16 protein-coding genes and 3 rRNA genes are annotated in these 23,584 nt (G+C 67.7%); 4 read left to right on the plus strand and 15 right to left on the minus strand.

Annotation, left to right across the window (positions count from 1 at the left end):
- The first annotated feature begins 64 nt into the window (after nt 1–64).
- Nucleotides 65–382: a PRC-barrel domain-containing protein gene (locus AS97_RS05690; RefSeq protein WP_059143931.1), complete on the plus strand. Its 318-nt coding sequence runs from the start codon at nt 65–67 to the stop codon at nt 380–382.
- Here the strand turns inward: AS97_RS05690 and AS97_RS05695 are convergent.
- The 13 genes from AS97_RS05695 to AS97_RS05755 form a co-directional block, all read right to left on the minus strand.
- Nucleotides 358–2,442 carry a DNA polymerase IV gene (locus tag AS97_RS05695; protein WP_247204245.1) on the minus strand — a complete coding sequence of 695 codons (2,085 nt, stop codon included), beginning with the start codon at nt 2,440–2,442 and terminating at the stop codon, nt 358–360. The genes AS97_RS05690 and AS97_RS05695 overlap by 25 nt on opposite strands.
- Before the next feature lie 140 nt (nt 2,443–2,582).
- Nucleotides 2,583–3,134 (minus strand): MerR family transcriptional regulator, encoded by a 552-nt coding sequence (locus tag AS97_RS05700; protein WP_232546911.1) that lies wholly within the window; start codon nt 3,132–3,134, stop codon nt 2,583–2,585.
- A gap of 242 nt (nt 3,135–3,376) precedes the next feature.
- Nucleotides 3,377–3,850: a bifunctional nuclease family protein gene (locus AS97_RS05705; protein WP_014058684.1), complete on the minus strand. Its 474-nt coding sequence runs from the start codon at nt 3,848–3,850 to the stop codon at nt 3,377–3,379.
- A gap of 52 nt (nt 3,851–3,902) precedes the next feature.
- The gene (locus AS97_RS05710; RefSeq protein WP_059143933.1) at nt 3,903–4,655 is read right to left on the minus strand and encodes a MerR family transcriptional regulator; all 753 of its coding nucleotides are present in this window, start codon (nt 4,653–4,655) and stop codon (nt 3,903–3,905) included.
- 17 nt (nt 4,656–4,672) lie between these two features.
- The gene (locus AS97_RS05715) at nt 4,673–5,482 is read right to left on the minus strand and encodes an FHA domain-containing protein (RefSeq protein ID WP_185930298.1); all 810 of its coding nucleotides are present in this window, start codon (nt 5,480–5,482) and stop codon (nt 4,673–4,675) included.
- A 148-nt stretch (nt 5,483–5,630) separates the two neighbouring features.
- On the minus strand, nt 5,631–6,554 hold the full coding sequence (locus tag AS97_RS05720) for a DUF881 domain-containing protein (RefSeq protein ID WP_247204246.1): 924 nt from the start codon (nt 6,552–6,554) through the stop codon (nt 5,631–5,633).
- A gap of 572 nt (nt 6,555–7,126) precedes the next feature.
- Nucleotides 7,127–7,459 (minus strand): small basic family protein, encoded by a 333-nt coding sequence (locus AS97_RS05725; RefSeq protein WP_014058688.1) that lies wholly within the window; start codon nt 7,457–7,459, stop codon nt 7,127–7,129.
- Nucleotides 7,456–8,382, minus strand: a complete 927-nt coding sequence (locus tag AS97_RS05730; RefSeq protein WP_059143935.1) for a DUF881 domain-containing protein — start codon at nt 8,380–8,382, stop codon at nt 7,456–7,458. Before AS97_RS05730 ends, AS97_RS05725 begins: the two co-directional genes overlap by 4 nt.
- A gap of 116 nt (nt 8,383–8,498) precedes the next feature.
- The gene (locus tag AS97_RS05735) at nt 8,499–10,994 is read right to left on the minus strand and encodes a mannose-1-phosphate guanyltransferase (RefSeq protein ID WP_059143936.1); all 2,496 of its coding nucleotides are present in this window, start codon (nt 10,992–10,994) and stop codon (nt 8,499–8,501) included.
- 113 nt (nt 10,995–11,107) lie between these two features.
- On the minus strand, nt 11,108–11,716 hold the full coding sequence (locus AS97_RS05740) for a CDP-alcohol phosphatidyltransferase family protein (protein WP_014058691.1): 609 nt from the start codon (nt 11,714–11,716) through the stop codon (nt 11,108–11,110).
- A gap of 147 nt (nt 11,717–11,863) precedes the next feature.
- Nucleotides 11,864–11,980 (minus strand): 5S ribosomal RNA (gene rrf / locus AS97_RS05745).
- 95 nt (nt 11,981–12,075) lie between these two features.
- Nucleotides 12,076–15,196, minus strand: a 23S ribosomal RNA gene (locus AS97_RS05750).
- A 279-nt stretch (nt 15,197–15,475) separates the two neighbouring features.
- Nucleotides 15,476–17,002 (minus strand): 16S ribosomal RNA (locus AS97_RS05755).
- The 16S, 23S and 5S rRNA genes sit together here, the layout of an rRNA operon.
- Before the next feature lie 560 nt (nt 17,003–17,562).
- Here AS97_RS05755 and AS97_RS05760 point away from each other — a divergent pair.
- Together AS97_RS05760 and ptsP are read left to right on the plus strand one after the other, a co-directional pair.
- The gene (locus AS97_RS05760) at nt 17,563–18,009 is read left to right on the plus strand and encodes a PTS glucose transporter subunit IIA (protein ID WP_059142532.1); all 447 of its coding nucleotides are present in this window, start codon (nt 17,563–17,565) and stop codon (nt 18,007–18,009) included.
- Nucleotides 18,010–18,117: 108 nt separating this feature from the next.
- The gene (ptsP, locus tag AS97_RS05765) at nt 18,118–19,788 is read left to right on the plus strand and encodes a phosphoenolpyruvate--protein phosphotransferase (RefSeq protein ID WP_059142531.1); all 1,671 of its coding nucleotides are present in this window, start codon (nt 18,118–18,120) and stop codon (nt 19,786–19,788) included.
- A 73-nt stretch (nt 19,789–19,861) separates the two neighbouring features.
- On the opposite strand, the gene AS97_RS05770 is transcribed toward ptsP, so the two are convergent.
- Both AS97_RS05770 and AS97_RS05775 read right to left on the minus strand, forming a co-directional pair.
- Nucleotides 19,862–20,863, minus strand: a complete 1,002-nt coding sequence (locus tag AS97_RS05770; protein ID WP_210564442.1) for a hypothetical protein — start codon at nt 20,861–20,863, stop codon at nt 19,862–19,864.
- Between the two features lie 22 nt (nt 20,864–20,885).
- Nucleotides 20,886–22,208, minus strand: coding sequence for an MFS transporter (locus AS97_RS05775; protein ID WP_282615673.1), 1,323 nt, complete (start codon nt 22,206–22,208; stop codon nt 20,886–20,888).
- Nucleotides 22,209–22,256: 48 nt separating this feature from the next.
- Here AS97_RS05775 and AS97_RS05780 point away from each other — a divergent pair, with 48 nt between their 5' ends.
- Nucleotides 22,257–23,579 carry an aminotransferase class I/II-fold pyridoxal phosphate-dependent enzyme gene (locus AS97_RS05780; protein WP_210564443.1) on the plus strand — a complete coding sequence of 441 codons (1,323 nt, stop codon included), beginning with the start codon at nt 22,257–22,259 and terminating at the stop codon, nt 23,577–23,579.
- Nucleotides 23,580–23,584: the final 5 nt, after the last annotated feature.

A 23,584-nucleotide genomic window follows, 5' to 3' on the forward strand; every position in this document is an offset into this window, starting at 1 on the left:
GCCGAGCGCGGTGATGTGGCTTTTTGTAGGTATCAATGGTCACTTGCCACCTGTGGGAGAGAGCGTGCAGACCGATATCGACCCGCGGACCCTGATCGGCCGCAAGGCATTCGACCGCGAGGGCTCCAAGATCGGCACCGTGGACGAGGTCTATCTCGACGACGCGACCGGCGAGCCCGAATGGGCGGCCGTACGCACCGGGCTGTTCAGCCGGGACGTCTTCGTGCCGCTCGAACCGAGCGAGGTCGTCGGCGACACCCTGCGGGTGCCGTACGACCGAACACTGATCAAGGACGCCCCGGACTTCGGCGTCGGCCGCCACCTCTCCCCCGAGCAGGAGTTGCAGCTCTACCACCACTACGGGCTGGACGTCACGGGCTGACCTTGGGGCTGCGGCTTGCTCTGCTCGTGTCCTGAGGCCGGGCCCCGCATATGGCCCAGGCCCTGCCCCCGCCCGGATCCCCCGCCCAGTCCCGGGGCCAGCCCATCCGCGCCCTCGGTCAGGCCGTCCGCTCCCGGGGCCAGGTCATCCGGGCCCGCGGTCTGCTCTGGGCCCGGGGCTATGCGCTCCCCCGGGTTCAGGCCCGTGGTCCCCTCCCGGCCCGTCGTCCCGTCCGGGGCCAGGTCCGAAGCCTCCTCCGGGGCCCCGTCGAGGGGCGGACCCGCGGCGTCCTCGGAGGCCGGGTCCGGGTCCGTGACGACCTCCCGGGCCACGTCGGGGCGCGGGCACACGACGTCATCCGAGACCAGGTCCGCAGCCTCTCCCGGGATCGAGGCCGGGTCCGTGGCCGCCTTCCGGGCCACATCGGGGCCCGGGCTCGCGGCGTCCTCGGGAACCGGGCCCGCAGCCTCCTCCGCGGTCGGGCTCGCGTCCGGGTCCGGGCTCACGGCCAGGTTCGGGGCCAGATCCGCGTCCGGGCCTGGGTCCACGTCCGAAGCCCCGTCCACGTCCGAAGCCCCGTCCACGTCCGGGGTCGCGGGCTCCCCCGGGACCGCGTCCAGGCCCGGAGCCGCATCCGCGTCCGGTCGCAGCAGGGGCAGCGGTTCGGTCGGCTCCAGCGCCGGGTCGTCCACCGCGAACGTCCGCACCCGCCCCGGCCGCGACCAGGGCTCCTCGAAGCGCACGGTCACCCGGCCCACCCCGCTCCCCTGCACCCAGCCCGCCCCGTACTCGGCGTGCCGCACATCGGAGCCCGGCAGCCAGCGGCGCGGCTTCTCAGCGTCCTCAGAAGCCTCTCCCGCGCCCTCTCCCACACGCTCCGGCCCCTCGGGCCCCGGCACGCGCCGGGCGTCCCCCAGGGCCTCATGGGCCTCCTGAGCCGCCTGGGCGGCCTGCGCGGCCTGCGCTGCCTGCGCTGCCTGCGCTGCCTGCGCTGCCTGCGCGAAGAGATCCTCCTGGGTGTAGTCAGCCAGACCGCTGACCCCGACCCCCAGCAGCCGCACACCCGCCGTGGTGTCCACGCCGTCGATCAGCCGTGCGGCGGCCTCCCGCACCACCCCCGGATCGTCGGTCGGCCCGCGCAGGGTCTCCGAACGGGTCAGCGTGGAGAAGTCGTACCGCCGCACCTTGATCACGACCGTCCGCCCCGAGCGGCCCGCCTCGCGCAGCCGTCGCACACAGCGGTCGGCGAGCCGTGTGATCTCCAGCTGCACCCGGGTCCGGTCGGTGAGGTCGACGTCGAAGGTGTCCTCCACCGAGATGGACTTGGCGTCCCGCTCGGCGACGACGGGCCGCTCGTCCCGGCCCTCGGCCATCAGGAAGAGCGACGCGCCGTGGGCCCGGCCCAGCAGCCGCACCAGCTCGGCCTCGCCCGCCTCCCGGGTCTCGGCCACGGTGTGGATCCCGGCCCGGCGCAGCGTCTCCGCCGTGGCGGGGCCGACGCCCGGGAGTGTCCGCACCGACATGGGGCCGAGCAGCTCGCGCTCCGTCCCCGGGTCGATGACCACCATGCCGTCGGGCTTGGCCTGCTCCGAAGCGATCTTGGCGAGCATCTTGGATCCGGCGAGCCCCACCGAGCCGGTCAGCCCGGTGGCCGCCTTGATGTCGGCCCGCAGCCGCTCCCCCACGGCGCGCGCCGCCCCGACGGTGGGCTCGGTGCCGCCCGCCTCCAGATCGACGAACGCCTCGTCCAGACTGAGCGGCTCCACAAGCGGCGAGAGCGTGTGCAGCAGGGTCATGACCGCGTCGCTCACCGTGCGGTAGAGGGTGAAGCGGGGGATGAGGAACGCCGCGTTCGGACACAGGCGGCGGGCCTGGGCCATCGCCATGGCGGAATGCACCCCGAACACCCGGGCCTCGTAGGAGGCCGTGGCGACCACGCCACGCGGCCCCAGACCCCCCACGATCACCGGCTTACCGCGCAGGCTCGGCTTGGATGCCTGCTCCGCCGAGGCGTAGAAGGCATCCATGTCCAGATGGAGAATCGTCGGCGCACCCCTCACACCTACGATGCTGCCGCACCCCACTGACAATGGGCGGCACGACGGCCCGGAGGCGGGCCTGGGGCGCCGCTCGGCTCACGTCCGGGGCGGCGCCTGACAAAAGGTGCCTGGCGAAGGGCGCCTGACGAAAGGGCGAGCGCTCAACCGGCCCGGTTGCGACGCGCCGCGAGCTCATCGGTGGGGTTGTGCCGGATCAGCGTCTCACCGGTGTCCACCCGCTCGCCGTGCAGCTGGGACAGCGCGCTCTCGACATCCCGCCAGACGACACCCACGGCGATCCCGAAGACGCCCTGACCGCCCTGGAGGAGGTCCACGACCTCATCGGGCGAGGTGCACTCGTAGACGGTCGCGCCGTCGCTCATCAGCGTCATCTGGGCCAGGTCGTCGAGCTCCCGGGCGCGCAGATGAGTCACCGCCGCCCGGATGTTCTGCAGCGATACGCCGGTGTCCAGCAGCCGCTTCACGATTTTGAGGACGACCACGTCCCGGAAGCTGTAGAGCCGCTGGCTGCCCGAGCCGTACGCGGGCCGGACGCTCGGCTCCACCAGGCCGGTGCGGGCCCAGTAGTCGAGCTGGCGGTAGGTGATGCCCGCGGCCGCGCATGCGGTGGGTCCGCGGTACCCGACCCGCTCCGTCTCCCCCGCGGCGGGCTCACGCGGCGGTGCTGCCTGTGCCGCGACCCGAGCCTTCAATGCCGGATCGGCCGGTGCGCTCCCCTGGAGCGTATACGGACCGCCGGCTGCCGTGCCGTCGCCGGTGCTTCTCACGCCGACCTCCGTCCTCGACCTGCCATCTTGAAGGTAGGCAGTCACCCGGGGTGCGTCAACGATCGCCACACTCGGCACGCCGAGTGATAATCACCCTAAGGGTGGTTTCCCGTGTCCCTCGTCCGGGAAAGGCTACTCGAATGCGCGAGCGAGGACCGGCATACCGTTCACTGGCTGCTGGTTCCGAAGTCCTCGGGCGAGATCTGGTCGAGGAACTCGCGGAACTTCTCCACCTCGTCCTCCTGCTCGTCCGGGATCGCGATACCGGCGTCGTCCAGCACCCCGTCGCTGCCGTAGATCGGCGTTCCGGTGCGCAGCGCGAGCGCTATGGCGTCGGACGGCCGGGCGCTGACCTCCACGCCGCTGGCGAAGACCAGCTCCGCGTAGAAGACCCCCTCGCGCAGATCCGTGATCCGGACCTCCGTGAGCTGCTGGCCGACCGCTTCGAGTACGTCTTTGAAAAGATCATGGGTCAGCGGGCGCGCCGGAGCCATGCCCTGCTGAGCGAAGGCGATCGCGGTCGCCTCACCTGGTCCGATCCAGATGGGGAGGTACCGGTCGCCTCCCACTTCACGCAGGAGCACGATCGGTTGGTTGGAGGGCATTTCCACCCGGACACCCACGACGTCGAGCTCGTTCACACAGCAACCCTAGGACGTGCCCGGCCGGTTTGGATAGTCGGGGCCCGGTCGGTCACCGCTCCTGGACCCTCAGAGCCGACCGCACCAGCGCCGCGTGCAGCTGTACGGAGAGCGTGGCAAGCTCCCGCACACTGGCCTCCGCATGCGCTCTGGTCTGCGGGTTTCTATGCAACCGCAGCGGAGCGACCACTTGCTCGACCATTCCGGCCTCGCGCTCGGCGGAGGCTTTCATGATTCGCAGATGACGTGGTTCCAGGCCGAAACGACCAAGTTCGGCGATGAGCCGGGCGACGGTCACCGCCTCGATGTCGTACTCGCCGTCCGCGGTCGGCGCGAGCAGCCCGTACGACTCCCATTCGGCCAGCCGCACCTCGCTGACCTCGGCCGTTGCCAGCAGCTCGGCACGGCCCAGCCGGGCGGCCGTGGGGCCGTCCGCGGCCGCCTCGATACCGCCGTCGAGCGCACCGGGCTGCCGCGCTCCCTGCGAAACGGCAGGAAGCTGCAACGACTCGCCCCGCTCCAAGGCGTCCAGATGCTCCCGGATGACCTTGAGCGGCAGGTAGTGGTCACGCTGCATCCGGAGGATATGGCCGAGCCGCTCCACATCTCGCCGGCTGAATTTGCGATAGCCGGAAGGCGTCCGCCGCGGCTCGACCAGACCTTCCGACTCCAAGAAGCGGATCTTGGAGATGGTGACCTCGGGGAACTCGTCCCGCAACAGATTCAGCACGGTGCCGATGCTCATCGATCGGCTGCCCGTGGGGGCGGTGCCGGTACCGGCACCGCCCGACGGTGTCTGAAGCATGGACCTCCCCTGACGGGTCAGATGCCGACGCCCCGCTGGCTCGGGTAGAAGACCAGCCGGTACTTACCGATCTGCACCTCGTCGCCGCTGGCCAGCACCACCGGCGCGTCGATCTGCTCCCGGTTGAGGTACGTCCCGTTGAGGCTGCCGACGTCCGAGACGGTGAAGCTGCCGTCCTGGCCGCGCCGGAACTCCACATGGCGGCGGGAGACCGTCACATCGTCCAGGAAGATGTCGCTCTGCGGGTGACGGCCCGCCGTGGTGACATCACTGTCCAGCAGGAAGCGGCTGCCCGAGTTCGGCCCGCGGCGGACCACCAGCAGCGCCGAACCCATCGGCAGCGCCTCGACGGCGGCCTGCGCCTCCGGGCTGAGCGACGGCAGCGGCGTCTGCCCGGTCACCTCGGAGTCGTACGCCTCGAGACCCGAGATCGAAATGGTGGAGGTGGTCTCCGAGGCACGCTCGGAGGGCGCACCGCCCCGCAGCGGGGCGCCGCAATTGGAACAGAACCGGCTGGCCTCCGCGTTCCGGTGGCCGCACCGCTGACAGACAGGCAAGCCGAACCCTCCACCACTGTGAGCGGCCGATGGCTCCTGGAAACCTATGGGGCCGGTCGCGGAGGGGTCAACAGACTCGCCCTGGGAGCCGACCTGGTCCCGGAACAGCGGGCGCTCCTCGGTCCCCCCTCCGCTCTCCTCCGCAGCACGCGAGGCGCGGTGGCGAGCGGTGCTGCTGCCGCCATCCTGGCGGGCACTCTTGCCGAACAACTTCCCGAACAACTTCACGGGCGATTCCCCTTGACTGAAACAGACCCGCCCGTGGGGCAGGACAAACCCTCGATGCTCACACCAGACGGTCCGGACATCCTCACAACGTCCGTGACCACCAGACAGTTTCCATCACGCGCGGATCTTCTGGTGCGTTGACCCCCCGCGTCCACATGGTCTCCCCGAGAGACCCTCATTTCGAACCGCCTCACCGTGATGACGACCGAGCGTAGTCAGGCCGCTTCGCCGATCGCAAGGCATCCACAACGATCTTCTTCTCCCGCCGCACGGACACAGTGGCCTGCTCCTTCTCCAGGCTCTGCACCACCCCGCCGGGGATGTTCAGCGCCGGCTCCAGATCTTCCGGCTTGCCGATCACCTTCACAACATACGGCTGCGTCACTTTCTGTCCATCGATCTGGATCGCGCCACCGCTGTCCGCGAAGTAGGTCCCGGCGACCACTCGCACCTTGCCGATCTGGATCGCCTCGGCGCCCGCCGCGCGCAGCTCCTGCACCGTGTCGAGCAGCATGTCCGACTCCACGGAGCCCCGGGAGTCGTCGATGGTGATCGTGATACCGGGACCCTGTGCTGCCACCGTACCCGCGAGCACGCCCAGCTGCTGCTCCTTCTGGAGCGTCTGCTTGCGGGCCTCCTCGGCCTGGTCCGAGCTGTTCTCCAGCTCGGTGCGCTGGTTCTCCAGCCGGCGCTTCTCGTCCTGGAGCCGCTGGGTGCGGGAGTCCAGCTCGTCGAGGATCCGGACCAGGTCCTCCTGCCGGGCGCCGCGCAGCACGCTGCTCTCGTTGGTCGAGCGCACCTGGATGGCGAGGCCCAGGCCGAGGCCGAAGAGCAGCAGGGCGACGATCAGCTGCGCGCGGGTCAGCCGCGGCGGCCATACGCCCTTCAGCAACCGCTGGCGGCCGGACAGAGCCTCTTCCGGCCCCTTCTCGGCCCCATCGTCGCCCTGTCCGGCTCCGGGGCCGGGGGCGGGCCCCACACGCTCTCCGGGGCCGCTCCTGGGCCCGCCGGGGGGCCTGGTGCCCTCGGCGGGCGGCGCGGGCGTACCGCCCGGCTTGACGGGCCGGCCCTGGGCCTGCGGCGGCAGGGCCTCGGGCAGCACGGCCTTGGGCAAGGGCCTCCGGAGAGCGACATCCTTGAGACCACCCGGCGGCGGCCCGGCGGGCCTGCCCGACTCACCTCGCGGCGGCATGGACGGCCTGCCCCGCTCCCGCGGAGGCATAGAAGGCCTGCCCGACTCACCCCGCGGCGGCGCGGACGGCCTGCCCGGCTCCCGCGGAGGCGTAGAGGGCCTGCCCGACTCACCCCGCGGCGGCGCGGCCGGTCTGCCCGGCTGCTCTCGTACGTCACGGTGCCCGGGCTCACGGGCGGGCGACGGGGCGCCCGGCCGCGGCGTTTCGGCCACCGACTGCCGCTCCGGCCGCGCCCGCTCGCGCGGCTCCCCGGACGGCGCGAGCTTCTCGGCCGTCTCCGGCCGTCGCGGCGGCTCGGGCGACCGCCGCGGCTGCTCAGCGGCCGGTTCGGGCTCTCGGGCCTTCGCTGCCGGCTCCGGCTTCTCGGGCTTCTCGTCCCTCTCGGCCGGTCGCGGCGTTTCGGCCGCCTTCCGCGGAGTTTCGGCCGGCCGTCGGTTTTCAGCCGAGTCTGGCCGCTCGGGCTTCTCAGGGGTGTCGTCGGTCGTCATCGGCCTCACGCCCGGAAGACATGGCGGCGGATCGCGGCCGCGTTGGAGAAGATCCGGATACCGAGCACCACCACGACTCCCGTCGACAGCTGAGCACCGACGCCCAGCTTGTCACCGAGGAAGACGATCAGTGCGGCCACCACCACATTGGACAGGAACGATACGACGAAGACCTTGTCGTCGAAGATCCCGTCCAGCATCGCCCGGAAGCCTCCGAAGACCGCGTCGAGTGCCGCCACGACGGCGATCGGCAGATAGGGCTCGACCACCGTCGGCACCACGGGTCGAACCACAAGTCCGACCACGACTCCCACGATGAGCCCCAATACGGCGATCACGATGTGCCCTTCCCTGTGTCGGCGTCACCCTTGCCGGAGCCACCGGCTATCGGTTCCGCGGTGCGTACGATCAGGCTCGGCGCGGCCGGAAGCCGGAGCGAGTCCTGGGCGGAAATGCTCGTGCGGATGTCATAGTTCTGCTGCAGCACATGCAGATACTGGCCGTCCGCGCTGTTCTGGAAAGCGGTGCTCAGCCGCTGCCCGTCCCCCACCGCGAGCACCGTATACGGGGGCGCCAGCGGCTTGTTGTCGACCAGTATGGCGTCTCCCGCCGCCCTGATCGCCGAGAGCGCCGTCAGCCGCTGCCCGTTGATCGAGACGGCCTCCGCGCCCGACTCCCACAGGCCGTTGACGACGCGCTGCATGTCGTGGTCGCGCACCCGGCCGGTATCGGAGAAGTCGGCGCTCTCCCGTGGTCCCCCGCCGCCGCCGGCCGCGCCCTTGGCATCGTCGACCACCAGCTTCACCCCCGGGCCGGTCACTTCGTTGGCCCCCGAGAGCAGCGCCACCAGATCGGCCTTGGCTCCGCCGTGCTTCTCCAGTGCCTGCCGCTGCTTCTCCCCGACCTCGCCGCGGAGCTTGTCCACGCTCCTGGCGAGCTCGTCCGCGTTCGAGTTCCCCGTCTCGATACGGTCGATCAGTTCTCCCCGCTCCTTGGCCAGCGTGGGCGCCGATATCCGCGCCTCGGCGGCGCCGACGGTGATGACCACCGCGACCAGGACGAGGCCGAGAGCCAGCCCCAGTTTGGCCCGCATGGTGCGCGGCAGGCCCGAGCGACCGGTCTCACCGCGCCGCGCGGCGGCCTCGGCGTACCCGTCGTCGAGGCTGTGGTCCATCACATTGGTCAACAGCGACATGGACGCGTCGAGGCGCGGACGAGGGCGCGGCGATGCTGTGCTCCGAACGGGGGGCGGCTGCGACATGCCGCACATCGTCGCACGTGGGGGCCGCCGCCACCGAATGGCCCCTCCGGCGTGCCGGATCGGGGACCTCGGGGCGGCGCCCCCACGCGCTCAGACGTGCGGAGACGGCCTCGGGATCAGCGCCCCGCGCTGTCCACCACACTCGACCACTCATCCAGCAGGGCCTGCGCGGACGCGTCATCCGGGCCCTCCGCCCACAGATGGGTGACCGCCTCGGCCGGGTCGGGCAGCACCATGACCCACCGCCCGTCGGCCTCCACGACCCGCACCCCGTCGGTGGTGTCCACGGAACGGTCGCCCGCGGCCTCCACCACATGCCGCATGACCAGGCCCTTGACCGCCCAGGGGGTGGCCAGATCGCGCCGCTGGACGTGCGCCCGCGGAATCCGCGCATCGATCTGGCTCAGCGTCAGCTGAGTGCGCGCCACCAGCCCGATCAGCCGGACGAAGGCGGCCGTGCCGTCGAAGACGCTGCTGAACTCGGGGATGATGAATCCGCCGCGCCCGTCACCGCCGAAGACGGTGGTCTCCGACCGGGCGACCCGGGTCAGATCGTCGGCCGCGGTGGTCGTCCACTCCACCTGCGTGCCGTGATACGCCGCCACCTGCTCGGCGATCCGGGTCGTGGTCACCGGGAGCGCCACCCGCCCGCTGCGCCGCTCCGCGGCCACCAGGTCCAGCATCACCAGCAGCGCCCGGTCGTCCTCCACGATGCGGCCCCGCTCGTCGACGAGCGAGAACCGCTCACCGACCGGGTCGAATCGCACTCCGAACGCGGCACGCGCCGAGGCGACGATCTCACCGAGCCGGGCCAGCCCCGACCGGCGGGCGTCGGCGGTCTCCGTCGGACGCGCCTCGTTCAGGCCAGGGTTGATGGTCAGCGCGTCCACCCCGAGCCGTCCCAGCAGGCTCGGAAGCACCAGCCCGGCGCTTCCGTTGGCGGCGTCCACGACGACCTTGAGGCCGGATTCGGCGATCCCGCTGATGTCCACGGCGCGCAGCAGCGAGCCCGTGTACGAGTCGAAGACACTCGACGGGAAGCTGAGGTCACCGATCTCGCCCGGGAAGGCCCGGCGGTACTCCTGGCGGGCGTAGACCCGGTCCAGCTTCCGCTGACCGGCAGCGGACAGGTCGGCGCCCCGCTCGTCGAAGAACATGATGTCCACCGAGTCCGGCACCCCGGGCGAGGTCCGGATCATGAACCCGCCGGCACTGCCGCGCGCGGTCTGCTGCCGGGCCACCGGCAGCGGTACGTTCTCCAGGTCCCGTACGTCGATGGCGCTGGTCTGCAGGGCTGAGATCATCGCCCGTTTGAGCGCCCGCGCGCCCCTGGAGTGGTCACGCGCGGTGGTGACCGTGGAGCCCTTCTTGAGGGTCGTCGCATACGCTCCGGCGAGCCGCACCGCGAGCTCCGGGGTGATCTCCACATTGAGGATGCCGGAGACGCCGCGGGCGCCGAACAGATGGGCCTGCCCCCGGGACTCCCAGATCACCGAGGTGTTGACGAACGCGCCCGCCTCGATGGTCTTGAACGGATAGACCCGGACATTGCCCTGGACGATCGATTCCTCGCCGATCAGGCACTCATCGCCGATGACGGCCCCGTCCTCGATCCGGGCGGCGCGCATGATGTCGGTGTTCTTGCCGATGACACAGCCGCGCAGGTTGCTCTGCTGGCCGACGTACACGTTGTCGTGCACCACGGCCTTGTGCAGGAAGGCGCCACTCTTCACCACGACATTGGAGCCGACGACGGTGTGCTCACGGATCTCGGTACCGGCCTCCACCTTGGCGTAGTCGCCGATGTAGAGCGGACCGCGGAGCACGGCCTCCGGATCCACGTCCGCCCCTTCGGCGACCCATACGCCGGGCGAGATCTCGAATCCGTCGAGTTCGACGTCGACCTTGCCCTCGAGAACGTCGGCCTGGGCCTTCACATAGCTCTCGTGGGTGCCCACATCCTCCCAGTAGCCCTCGGCGACATACCCGAAGATGGGCTTGCCTTCCTTCATCAGCTGGGGGAAGACATCTCCGGACCAGTCGACCGGAACATCGGGCTCGACATAGTCGAAGACCTCCGGCTCCATGACATAGATGCCGGTATTGACCGTATCGGAGAAGACCTGACCCCAAGTGGGCTTCTCCAGGAAACGCTCGACCTTTCCCGCCTCGTCGACGATGGTGATACCGAATTCGAGCGGATTGGGGACGCGCGTCAGACAGACGGTGACAAGGGCTCCGTTTTCCTTATGGAAATTGATCAGATCCGTAAGGTCGAAATCCGTCAGGGCGTCACCCGAGATCACCAGGAAGGTATCGTCCTTGAGCGCTTCCTCCGCGTTTTTGACGCTACCGGCAGTGCCGAGTGGCTTCTCCTCATTCGCGTACGTGAGCTCCATACCGAGCTCCTCGCCGTCACCGAAGTAGTTCTTCACCAGGGACGCGAGGAACTGGACTGTCACCACGGTCTCGCTGAGCCCATGCCGCTTGAGCAGCCGCAGCACATGCTCCATGATCGGCCGGTTGGCCACGGGCAGCAGCGGTTTGGGCATGGTCGAGGTCATCGGGCGCAGACGAGTTCCCTCGCCCCCTGCCATCACGACGGCCTTCATGTCGGAAGCGTCCTCCTTGAAGAGACGACTGTCACGCCGACTGCGCACGCCCGATGGCCCTTACACTTACCGCGCTACGGGCCCCGGCCTCTATGGACGCCGCTACGGCGAGCTCAGTCGGCCGCGGTGTCCGCCCTGACAAGTCGGCGGACCTGAACCACGTAGAGGACTCCTGCCCACCAATAGAGTGTTGTACCCCATCCGGCGAACGCCCATCCGAAAATCGCGGCGGTCGTGTGAAGCCAGCCACTTCCCTCACTCAGAAGGAGCAAGGGGAAGGCATACATCAGGTTGAAGGTCGCCGCCTTGCCGAGGAAGTTCACCTGGGGCGGCGGATAGCCGTGGCGCCTGAGGATGCCCACCATCACCAGCAGGACCAGCTCTCGCGCGAGAAGGACCGCGGTCAGCCAGAGGGGCAGGATCTCGCGCCAGGTGAGACCGACAAGCGTCGACAGTATGTAGAGCCGGTCGGCCGCCGGGTCGAGAAGCCGGCCGAGGCTGCTGATCTGGTTCCAGCGACGGGCCAGCTTCCCGTCGAGATAGTCGCTCACGCCGCTGAACGCCAGCACCAGCAGTGCCCAGCCGTCGCTGTTGGGCCCGCCGAACTCGGGCCGGAGGATCAGCCACAGGAAAAGCGGCACGCCGACGAGGCGCGCAGCGCTGAGGATGTTCGGGATGGTGAGCACACGGTCCGTCTGAACTCGTGTCTCCTGTACCTCCACCCGGGAGCCTCCCGTGAGAAACAGGCCGATGATGCTCCATGACTCTACCGGTAGGCCCGCATGGGTTCCGCACCGGGGCGTACCGGACATGGACACAAAAAAGACCCCGAGGGAAGTAGATTCCCATCGGGGTCTTCTTAAAGAATTGTTCGGCGGTGTCCTACTCTCCCACAGGGTCCCCCCTGCAGTACCATCGGCGCTGAAAGGCTTAGCTTCCGGGTTCGAAATGTAACCGGGCGTTTCCCTAACGCTATGACCACCGAAACACTATGAAACAGACACCGGAACCACACCCCAAACAAGAGGGGGGTTCAATACGGTTCATTGCTTCAGAACCAACACAGTGGACGCGAGCACCTGAGGACAAGCCCTCGGCCTATTAGTACCAGTCAACTCCACCAGTTACCCGGCTTCCATATCTGGCCTATCAACCCAGTCGTCTACTGGGAGCCTTAACCCATCAAGTGGGTGGGAGTCCTCATCTCGAAGCAGGCTTCCCGCTTAGATGCTTTCAGCGGTTATCCCTCCCGAACGTAGCCAACCAGCCATGCCCTTGGCAGGACAACTGGCACACCAGAGGTTCGTCCGTCCCGGTCCTCTCGTACTAGGGACAGCCCTTCTCAAGACTCCTACGCGCACAGCGGATAGGGACCGAACTGTCTCACGACGTTCTAAACCCAGCTCGCGTACCGCTTTAATGGGCGAACAGCCCAACCCTTGGGACCGACTCCAGCCCCAGGATGCGACGAGCCGACATCGAGGTGCCAAACCATCCCGTCGATATGGACTCTTGGGGAAGATCAGCCTGTTATCCCCGGGGTACCTTTTATCCGTTGAGCGACGGCGCTTCCACAAGCCACCGCCGGATCACTAGTCCCGACTTTCGTCCCTGCTCGACCCGTCGGTCTCACAGTCAAGCTCCCTTGTGCACTTACACTCAACACCTGATTGCCAACCAGGCTGAGGGAACCTTTGGGCGCCTCCGTTACCCTTTAGGAGGCAACCGCCCCAGTTAAACTACCCACCAGACACTGTCCCTGATCCGGATCACGGACCCAGGTTAGACATCCAGCACGACCAGAGTGGTATTTCAACAATGACTCCACACTAACTGGCGTTAATGCTTCACAGTCTCCCACCTATCCTACACAAGCCGAACCGAACACCAATATCAAGCTATAGTAAAGGTCCCGGGGTCTTTCCGTCCTGCTGCGCGAAACGAGCATCTTTACTCGTAGTGCAATTTCACCGGGCCTATGGTTGAGACAGTCGAGAAGTCGTTACGCCATTCGTGCAGGTCGGAACTTACCCGACAAGGAATTTCGCTACCTTAGGATGGTTATAGTTACCACCGCCGTTTACTGGCGCTTAAGTTCTCAGCTTCGCCACACCGAAATGTGACTAACCGGTCCCCTTAACGTTCCAGCACCGGGCAGGCGTCAGTCCGTATACATCGCCTTACGGCTTCGCACGGACCTGTGTTTTTAGTAAACAGTCGCTTCTCGCTGGTCTCTGCGGCCACCACCAGCTCACCGAGTAAATCGGATCACCAACAATGGCCCCCCTTCTCCCGAAGTTACGGGGGCATTTTGCCGAGTTCCTTAACCATAGTTCACCCGAACGCCTCGGTATTCTCTACCTGACCACCTGAGTCGGTTTAGGGTACGGGCCGCCATGAAACTCGCTAGAGGCTTTTCTCGACAGCATAGGATCATCCACTTCACCACAATCGGCTCGGCATCAGGTCTCACCCACAACAAGGAACGGATTTACCTACTCCTCGGGCTACACCCTTACCCCGGGACAACCACCGCCCGGGCTGGACTACCTTCCTGCGTCACCCCATCACTCACCTACTACAGGTCTGGACCGTCGGCTCCACCACTCCCCTCAACTCCGAAGAGATCAGGGCGGCTTCACGGACTTAGCATCGCCTGGTTCGACGTTGGCGCTTCAAAGCGGGTACCGGAATATCAACCGGTTGTCCATCGACTACGCCTGTCGGCCTCGCCTTAGGTCCCGACTTACCCTGGGCAGATCAGCTTGACCCAGGAACCCTTAGTCAATCGGCGCACACGTTTCCCACGTGTGTATCGCTACTCATGCCTGCATTCTCACTCGTGAACCATCCACAACTCGCTTACACGGCTGCTTCACCCGGCACACGACGCTCCCCTACCCATCACAGCGATCGTTAGACCACATGCTGCAATGACACGACTTCGGCGGTACGCTTGAGCCCCGCTACATTGTCGGCGCGGAATCACTTGACCAGTGAGCTATTACGCACTCTTTCAAGGATGGCTGCTTCTAAGCCAACCTCCTGGTTGTCTCTGCGACTCCACATCCTTTCCCACTTAGCGTACGCTTAGGGGCCTTAGTCGATGCTCTGGGCTGTTTCCCTCTCGACCATGGAGCTTATCCCCCACAGTCTCACTGCCGCGCTCTCACTTACCGGCATTCGGAGTTTGGCTAAGGTCAGTAACCCGGTAGGGCCCATCGCCTATCCAGTGCTCTACCTCCGGCAAGAAACACACGACGCTGCACCTAAATGCATTTCGGGGAGAACCAGCTATCACGGAGTTTGATTGGCCTTTCACCCCTAACCACAGGTCATCCCCCAGGTTTTCAACCCTGGTGGGTTCGGTCCTCCACGAAGTCTTACCTCCGCTTCAACCTGCCCATGGCTAGATCACTCCGCTTCGGGTCTTGAGCGCGCTACTAAACCGCCCTATTCGGACTCGCTTTCGCTACGGCTTCCCCACACGGGTTAACCTCGCAACACACCGCAAACTCGCAGGCTCATTCTTCAAAAGGCACGCAGTCACGAGACACCAGCAAGCTGATGTCCGACGCTCCCACGGCTTGTAGGCACACGGTTTCAGGTACTATTTCACTCCGCTCCCGCGGTACTTTTCACCATTCCCTCACGGTACTATCCGCTATCGGTCACCAGGGAATATTTAGGCTTAGCGGGTGGTCCCGCCAGATTCACACGGGATTTCTCGGGCCCCGTGCTACTTGGGAAATGAACAAGCAAGCCACTACGATTTCAGCTACGGGGGTCTTACCCTCTACGCCGGACCTTTCGCATGTCCTTCGCCTACCGCAATGGTTTCTGACTCACCCAGCCGCCGGCAGACGACTGAAGTTCACTCCCACAACCCCGTACGCGCAACCCCTGCCGGGTATCACACACATACGGTTTAGCCTCATCCAGTTTCGCTCGCCACTACTCCCGGAATCACGGTTGTTTTCTCTTCCTGCGGGTACTGAGATGTTTCACTTCCCCGCGTTCCCTCCACATACCCTATGTGTTCAGGTATGGGTGACAGCCCATGACGACTGCCGGGTTTCCCCATTCGGACACCCCCGGATCAAAGCTCGGTTGACAGCTCCCCGGGGCCTATCGCGGCCTCCCACGTCCTTCATCGGTTCCTGGTGCCAAGGCATCCACCGTGCGCCCTTAAAAACTTGGCCACAGATGCTCGCGTCCACTGTGCAGTTCTCAAACAACGACCCGTACCCCGTCACCCACACTTCCGCATGGTTCACCGGGACCGGCCGAAGGACGAGCGTGATAGCCCGTACCCTCAGACACCCAACAGCGTGCCCGACGTCATCTTTCCACTCGCTCTGTGTTCCACGCCGAAGCAGTACTGACAGAGAAGAGCATCCAGACGATGCCGAATAGTCAACGTTCCACCCATGAGCAAACCGTGCGAGACATGCGCTCGCAGTCGGCTATGCGCTCCTTAGAAAGGAGGTGATCCAGCCGCACCTTCCGGTACGGCTACCTTGTTACGACTTCGTCCCAATCGCCAGTCCCACCTTCGACGGCTCCCCCCACAAGGGTTGGGCCACCGGCTTCGGGTGTTACCGACTTTCGTGACGTGACGGGCGGTGTGTACAAGGCCCGGGAACGTATTCACCGCAGCAATGCTGATCTGCGATTACTAGCGACTCCGACTTCATGGGGTCGAGTTGCAGACCCCAATCCGAACTGAGACCGGCTTTTTGAGATTCGCTCCACCTCACGGCTTCGCAGCTCATTGTACCGGCCATTGTAGCACGTGTGCAGCCCAAGACATAAGGGGCATGATGACTTGACGTCGTCCCCACCTTCCTCCGAGTTGACCCCGGCAGTCTCCTGTGAGTCCCCATCACCCCGAAAGGCATGCTGGCAACACAGAACAAGGGTTGCGCTCGTTGCGGGACTTAACCCAACATCTCACGACACGAGCTGACGACAGCCATGCACCACCTGTACACCGACCACAAGGGGGCCCCTGTCTCCAGAGGTTTCCGGTGTATGTCAAGCCTTGGTAAGGTTCTTCGCGTTGCGTCGAATTAAGCCACATGCTCCGCCGCTTGTGCGGGCCCCCGTCAATTCCTTTGAGTTTTAGCCTTGCGGCCGTACTCCCCAGGCGGGGAACTTAATGCGTTAGCTGCGGCGCGGACGACGTGGAATGTCGCCCACACCTAGTTCCCAACGTTTACGGCGTGGACTACCAGGGTATCTAATCCTGTTCGCTCCCCACGCTTTCGCTCCTCAGCGTCAGTATCGGCCCAGAGATCCGCCTTCGCCACCGGTGTTCCTCCTGATATCTGCGCATTTCACCGCTACACCAGGAATTCCGATCTCCCCTACCGAACTCTAGCCTGCCCGTATCGAATGCAGACCCGGGGTTAAGCCCCGGGCTTTCACATCCGACGCGACAAGCCGCCTACGAGCTCTTTACGCCCAATAATTCCGGACAACGCTTGCGCCCTACGTATTACCGCGGCTGCTGGCACGTAGTTAGCCGGCGCTTCTTCTGCAGGTACCGTCACTCTCGCTTCTTCCCTGCTGAAAGAGGTTTACAACCCGAAGGCCGTCATCCCTCACGCGGCGTCGCTGCATCAGGCTTTCGCCCATTGTGCAATATTCCCCACTGCTGCCTCCCGTAGGAGTCTGGGCCGTGTCTCAGTCCCAGTGTGGCCGGTCGCCCTCTCAGGCCGGCTACCCGTCGTCGCCTTGGTAGGCCATCACCCCACCAACAAGCTGATAGGCCGCGGGCTCATCCTGCACCGCCGGAGCTTTCCACACGCATCCCATGCGGGAGCGTGTCATATCCGGTATTAGACCCCGTTTCCAGGGCTTGTCCCAGAGTGCAGGGCAGATTGCCCACGTGTTACTCACCCGTTCGCCACTAATCCCCGGCCGAAACCGGTTCATCGTTCGACTTGCATGTGTTAAGCACGCCGCCAGCGTTCGTCCTGAGCCAGGATCAAACTCTCCGTGAATGCTTCCGGGATATCCCGGCAACACATCACGAGAGCGGAGCAGACCGGAGGAATAATCCAGTCCGCTCACAGCGTCCTCGCTGTGTATTTTTCCAAAGGAACCTCGTCCGAGATGGACGGGGTATCAACATATCTGGCGTTGACTTTTGGCACGCTGTTGAGTTCTCAAGGAACGGACGCTTCCTTTGAAACCGTTTCACCGGTTTCTCCGGGCGCTTCCCTCCGGTGTTTCACACGCTATCAGACCATTTCCCGCTCTCCGAACCGGTGTCTTTCGCAAGGCATACGAAAGCGGATCCGAGATTTCGATCAAGTAGCTGATGGCGCTGCCCTGAACCTGGATGTACACGCAGATGACCGCAGTGCTTCATCCGGTGGGCAGGGGTACGACAGTACAGCGCCTCGCGAGGCCGTGGCAAATCGTTTCCAGGCCCGAGCGTCCACTCTGCCAGCGCCACGTGTGCGGAATCCGAAGTTCCTATGACTTACTCTTCTGGGCAGTGCGCTGTCCGGGACAGACAGTGACGGCGCGTAATGATTCTTCACCCCGGGAGGCCCCCATGACCAGCGTGACCTCACCGGTCACCGGCCGCGTGATCGGACTCGAAGCGGTTCCCGATCCGGTGTTCTCCGGCGCCATGGTCGGTCCGGGCACGGCGATCGACCCGGTGCTCGAGCCCTTTGTGGCCGTGGCTCCGGTCGACGGCATCGTTGTCTCTCTGCACCCGCACGCGTTCGTCGTCGTGGACGGGGAGGGGCACGGTGTGCTCACCCACCTCGGCATCGACACCGTGCAATTGAACGGTGAGGGCTTCGAGGTGCTCATCAATAAGGGAGACACGGTCAAGCGGGGCGACGCGATCGTGCGCTGGGACCCGGCCACTGCCGTGGCCGCGGGCAAGTCGCCGATCTGTCCGATCGTGGCGCTCGAGGCCACCGCCGAAGCCTTGTCCGACGTCAAGCAGGACGTCGACGTGAAGCCGGGCGACACGCTCTTCAACTGGTGAGCCGCGCGTACGCTCGGCGGCCGGTGGGGACCGGGGCCGGGCGGTGCGCACTGCTGGTACGACATCCACCATGGCGGGGTTCCGCCGTATCGACCGGGGACGGGTGACATGGAGACAACGCTGCGAGGCGTCGGCGTGAGCCACGGGGTGGCCATCGGCGAGGTTCGCCATATGGGGACGGCGGTCCTGGAGCCGCCGGCAAGGCAGATTCCGGCCGATGAGGCGCCACGTGAGCAGGGGCGGGCACGCCAGGCCGTGGAGGCCGTAGCGGCCGATCTCGTCGCACGCGGCAATCTGGCGGGCGGCGAGGCCCAGGCCGTGCTCGAGGCGCAGGCCATGATGGCGCAGGACCCTGAGCTGATGGCCGACGTCGAGCGGCGTATCGCCGTGGGCAGCACCGCCGAGCGCGCGGTGTACGACGCCTTCGCCGCCTACCGGGCGCTGCTCGCGGGGGCCGGTGACTACCTGGCGGGCCGGGTGGCCGACCTCGATGATGTGCGGAACCGGATCGTGGCGCGGCTGCTGGGTGTGCCGATGCCGGGTGTGCCGGACAGTGATGAACCGTATGTGCTGATCGCGCGGGACCTCGCCCCCGCCGACACCGCGCTGCTCGACCCGACGCTGGTGCTGGGGTTCGTGACCGAGGAGGGCGGGCCGACGAGCCACAGCGCGATCCTCGCCCGTGCCCTGGGGGTACCGGCCGTGGTCGCGCTGCCCGGTGCCGGGGATCTGGTCGAGGGAACCCTGATCGCCGTGGACGGCAGCACGGGTGAGATCTTCGTGTCCCCGAGCGAGGAGAAGCGGGCCGAGATGACGCGGGCCGCCGAGGAGCGCCGGGCCGCGCTGGCCGCCTCCTCCGGTCCGGGCGCGACGTCGGACGGGCACAAGGTGCCGCTGCTGGCCAACGTCGGCGGACCGGCCGATGTGCCGGCCGCTGTCGAGGCGGGCGCCGAGGGTGTGGGGCTGTTCCGCACCGAGTTCCTCTTCCTCGACGACAGCACCCAGGCGCCGTCGGAGGAGAAGCAGGTCGAGGCGTACCGCCAGGTGCTGGAGGCGTTCCCCGAGGGCCGAGTGGTGGTGCGGGTCCTGGACGCGGGCGCGGACAAGCCGCTGGACTTCCTCACTCCGGCCGATGAGCCCAACCCGGCGCTGGGTGTGCGCGGTCTGCGTACCCTGCTGGACCACCCCGAGGTGCTGCGGACGCAGCTCACGGCGCTGGCCAAGGCGTCGGAGGGACTGCCGGTCTATCTCGAGGTCATGGCCCCGATGGTGGCCGACCGGCTGGACGCCAAGGCGTTCGCGGACGCGTGCCGTGAGGCGGGGCTGCGGGCCAAGTTCGGCGCGATGGTGGAGATTCCGTCCGCCGCGCTGCGGGCGCGCTCGATCCTTCAGGAGGTCGAGTTCCTGTCGCTGGGCACCAACGACCTGGCGCAGTACACCTTCGCGGCCGACCGTCAGGTGGGTGCGGTCTCGCGGCTGCAGGACCCGTGGCAGCCCGCGCTGCTCGACCTGGTGGCGGCGTCGGCGGAGGCCGCGCAGGCCGAGGGCAAGAGCTGTGGTGTCTGCGGTGAGGCCGCTTCTGATCCGCTGCTGGCGTGTGTGCTGGCCGGTCTGGGCGTCACCAGCCTCTCCATGGGTGCGGCCTCCATTCCGTATGTGCGCGCGACGCTGGCCAAGCACACGCTCGCGCAGTGCGAGCGGGCCGCCTCCGCGGCGCGCGCGGCGGACACCGCGGAGGATGCCCGCCGGGCGGCGCAGGCGGTGCTGTCCGGCGAATGAGCCGGTGAGCTCCCGACCGTGAGCCGGTGAGCTTTTGGTGAAGGCGTCCCGCCGTGTGGCGGGACGCCTTCGGTCATTCCGGGCTGCCGAGCGGGATGCCCGCCCGGTATTCGACGCCGTGCTCCGGAGGGATGGGTTCACCGGTCTCGGCGTCGGTGCAGTACGCGGTGAACACCTCCGCCTCGCTCAGCGGACGCAGCCAGCCGTCGTGCAGCGCCCAGCCGCGGACCGTCTCGGGGGCGTCCGCGACGATGGTGCGCAGCACCAGGCCGCCGGGGCTGCGCAGGGCGAACCCGCAGGCCAGGACGGTGCGGAAGACCAGCCCCGAGGGCTCGGGCAGCTTCGGCGGGCCCGCTTCCCTGGCGTCGGCGTGCAGCACGGCGACCAGCGAGGTGCCGTCCGCCGGAACGCTGCAGACCAGATGGTGGACGCCTGGCCCGGCCGCCTCGACGACCTTGCGCAAGGCGGCCCCGGCGCGGTCGAACGCGGCGCGGGCGGTGGTGTCGTCGCGGCACTCCCCGCGGTGGCCGGCGCGAGAGAGCAGCGCCGTGGCGTACTCCCAGGTGGCCTGCTCGTCGGCCACGCCGATGAGGCGTGGGACCAGGCGGTCGATCGGCTGGCCCTCATAGGTGACGGTGCCGCCCGCGGCGGCCAGCTCCGCCGTATAGCGAGTGCGGCTCGCGGGGGTGTCCGGGTCGAGCCGGGTGTCCGCGCAGAACTCCTCGTAGGCGACGGGGTCGAACAGGGCGACGGTGGTATGGACTCCCTTGGCCGCCAGCGCCTTCAGCAGCCCTTCCATCTGCCGTAGATACGCGCCGTGGTCGTCGAAGGCGAACGATGCGTAGTGCCGCATGGCCGTGAAGTCCCGCTCGTCGGCGAGCAGGGCCACCGTGCTGGGCACCTCTCTGCGCAGGGCGCGGCGGGCGGTCTGGCTCTTCGTCCGGTGCCGCGTCCTCGTCTTCGGCTTCGTCGTCTTCGGCTTCGTCGTCCTCGGATGTGGCTTCGGCTTCCCGTGCTTGCCCCGGTGCCTGCCGGGGCGGCCCCAGTCCTCGCTCCGCTGTCCGGTGTGCGCCATGACTCCCCCTCAGCGCGGATGTTCAGTGCTCACTCACCGTAACCGGGGCCACTGACAACGCTCCGTCGCCGCGGTCCCGTACCAGGTGGCGCTGGGCGCCGCACATCGCGGCGAGCCCGGCGCCCAGGCCGAGCCAGCCGAGGGGGCCCGCCGCGATCGCCGCCGTCAGCGCGAGTGGTCCCACGCTGCGCTGGACGGCCTGGGCCAGGCCGTGCACGCCGAGGTAGGCGCCCTGCGCGGTGGGCGGGGCGAGGACGACGGACAACTCCCAGGAGATCGTGGCGTGCAGCATCTCCGCGACGGTGAAGGCGGTGGCGGCCAGCACCAGCGTGACGGCCGCGAACCAGGGCGCGCCGACGGCCGAGGCGGCCAGCGCGGCCCCGCCGAGGAGGAAGGCGCTCGCCAGCGGCCACAGCGAGGTGCGTGCGGTGTTCGGGGTGGCGCCGAAGCGGGCGAACGGGACCTGGAAGAGCACCACGAGCACGTTGTTGAGGACGAGCAGCAGGGGGACGAGTTGATGCGGTGCGCTGGTGGCCGTCACGACCCATAGCGGCAGTCCGATCTTGAAGACGGAGTCGTCGAGAAAGAGAACGGCCTCGCTGGCGGTGTAGGTGAGATAGCGGCGGTCGCGCCAAGGGGTGGGGGCGGTGGTCTTCTCGGGTGCGGGTGCGGAGTCGCTGGGTGCGGTGTCGCCGGGCGTGGGTTCGCTGGGCGCGGGAGTGGACGTGACCGCGATGCGGGTGGCCGACGGCGGTTCGGCGCAGCCGAGGGTGAACAGCGCGGAGGCGAGGAAGGAGAGTGCGTCACCGATGAGGAGCCAGCGGTAGACGGTGACCGTGCCTCCGGTGAGTGCCGCTGCCGCCGCGAGGCCGCCGACGGCCCAGCCCACGTTCATGGCGGTGCGGCTGATGGCCTGGTAGCGGACGCGGTCGGGGCCCGCGACGCGGGTCGCGTACAGCTTGGTCAGTACGGAGGCCGCGCGGTCGCCGAGGCTGCCCACCGAGGTGATGGCGAGCAGGAGCCCGAGGTCGGTGGTGGTGAGGAGGGCGAGTGAGGCGACGGCGCGGACCAGTTGGACGATGATCAGCAGTGGCCGCAGCGGGACGCGGTCGGCGAGGAGGCCGCCGAGGGGTGGGCCGGCGATGCCCACGCTTCCTGACACGGCGAGCAGTACGCCGATTTCGGCGGTGCTGAGCCGGGCGGCGTACGTGAAGTAGAGCGTCGCGGTCGCGCCCCACAGGCCCGAGCCGATCCGGTCGACGAAGGTGACGGTCAGCATGCGCCGGCCGTCCCGGCCGCCGGGGATGCGGTCGCTCAGCGCGGTGCGCCACGTTGGCTTGCCCACCCTGGTCCCCCTTGACATTCGATTTTGTATTGATACAGAATATTTTCTGTGGCGACACAATATGAGATCACCGGTGCGTCGGCCAAGGGGATTGCCGCGTCCGTCGAACAGGGCGTGGTGGAGGGGCCGTTGGCGCCCGGCACCGCGCTGCCTCCGGTGCGCCGGCTGGCCGAACGGCTGAGCGTCAGCCCCGGCACCGTCGCGACCGCCTACAAGGAGTTGCGGCGGCGCGGGATCGTGGTGACCCACGGGCGGGGCGGCACGGTGGTCGCCCCGACGCCCGCGGTCGCCTCGCGGCGTCCGCCGCCGGTGCCGGAGAGGGTGCGCGACCTGGCGGGCGGCCACCCCGACGCGGCCTTCCTCCCCGCGCTGCTGCCGACCGCCCGCCTCTCCCCCGGAGTCCGGTCGCACCGCGCCCAGCCCCGGCTGGCCGGTCTGGAGGACCTGGCCCGCGCCTGGTACGAGCGCGATGGCGTGCCGGCCGAGCACCTCACGTTCGCCCATGGCGCGCTGGACTGCGTGGCCCGGCTGCTGTCGGTCGAGCTCAGGCCGGGTGACGCGGTGGCGATGGAGGACCCCGGCTACCACCATCTGCTGGACCTCGTCCCGGCGCTGGGGCTGCGGACCGTGCCGGTGGCCGTGGACGAGGAGGGGATCCGGCCGGACGCGCTGCGGGCGGCGCTGCGGTCCGGGGCGCGTGCGCTGATCTGCAGCCCGCGCGGGCAGAACCCTTACGGCGGCTGGTTCTCGGCGGGGCGGCGGGATGCGCTGCTGGGGGTTTTGGGTGAGGCGGCGAGTGAGGTGCTGGTGATCGAGGACGATCATGTCGCGGACGTCGCGGGAGTGCCGCTGCACAGCCTCACCACGGGCGGCCTGGCGCGCTGGGCGCAGGTGCGCACGGTCTCCAAGCACCTGGGGACGGACCTGCGGTGGGGTGCGCTCGCCTGCGACCGTACGACGCTGGCGCGGCATGACGGCCGGATGGTGCTGACCTCAGGCTGGGTCAGCCATGTGCTGCAGGAGACGGTGGCCCGGCTGGTGACCGACCCGGAGACCCAGGGCCTGGTGGCCGCGGCGCGGTCCGCCTACGCCCGGCGGCGTGAGGCTCTGCTGGCCGAGCTGTCGGCTCGGGGGGTCGCCGCGCATGGGGCGAGCGGGATGAATGTGTGGGTGCCGGTGCGGGACGAGGCGGCGGTCGTGAACGGGTTGCGGACGCGGGGGTGGTGGGTGGCGGCCGGTGCGCGGTTTCGGTTGAGTGCTGGGGCGGGGGTGCGGATTACGACGGCGGGGTTGGGGGTGGGGGATGCGGGGGGTTTGGCGGGGGATTTGGCGGGGGTGTTGGGGGAGGCGCAGGCGACATATGGGGGGTAGGCGGG

It is taken from the genome of Streptomyces sp. AgN23, from assembly GCF_001598115.1.
Classification (GTDB): Bacteria; Actinomycetota; Actinomycetes; order Streptomycetales; family Streptomycetaceae; genus Streptomyces; species Streptomyces antimycoticus.

What these genes read in the sequence shown, in the direction of transcription:
- ptsP (WP_059142531.1), top strand. Translation starts at nt 18,118, where the DNA reads ATGGAGACAACGCTGCGAGGCGTCGGCGTGAGCCACGGGGTGGCCATC.
- AS97_RS05710 (WP_059143933.1), bottom strand. Translation starts at nt 4,655, where the DNA reads ATGCTTCAGACACCGTCGGGCGGTGCCGGTACCGGCACCGCCCCCACG.
- AS97_RS05770 (WP_210564442.1), bottom strand. Translation starts at nt 20,863, where the DNA reads ATGGCGCACACCGGACAGCGGAGCGAGGACTGGGGCCGCCCCGGCAGG.
- AS97_RS05730 (WP_059143935.1), bottom strand. Translation starts at nt 8,382, where the DNA reads ATGTCGCAGCCGCCCCCCGTTCGGAGCACAGCATCGCCGCGCCCTCGT.
- AS97_RS05760 (WP_059142532.1), top strand. Translation starts at nt 17,563, where the DNA reads ATGACCAGCGTGACCTCACCGGTCACCGGCCGCGTGATCGGACTCGAA.
- AS97_RS05735 (WP_059143936.1), bottom strand. Translation starts at nt 10,994, where the DNA reads ATGAAGGCCGTCGTGATGGCAGGGGGCGAGGGAACTCGTCTGCGCCCG.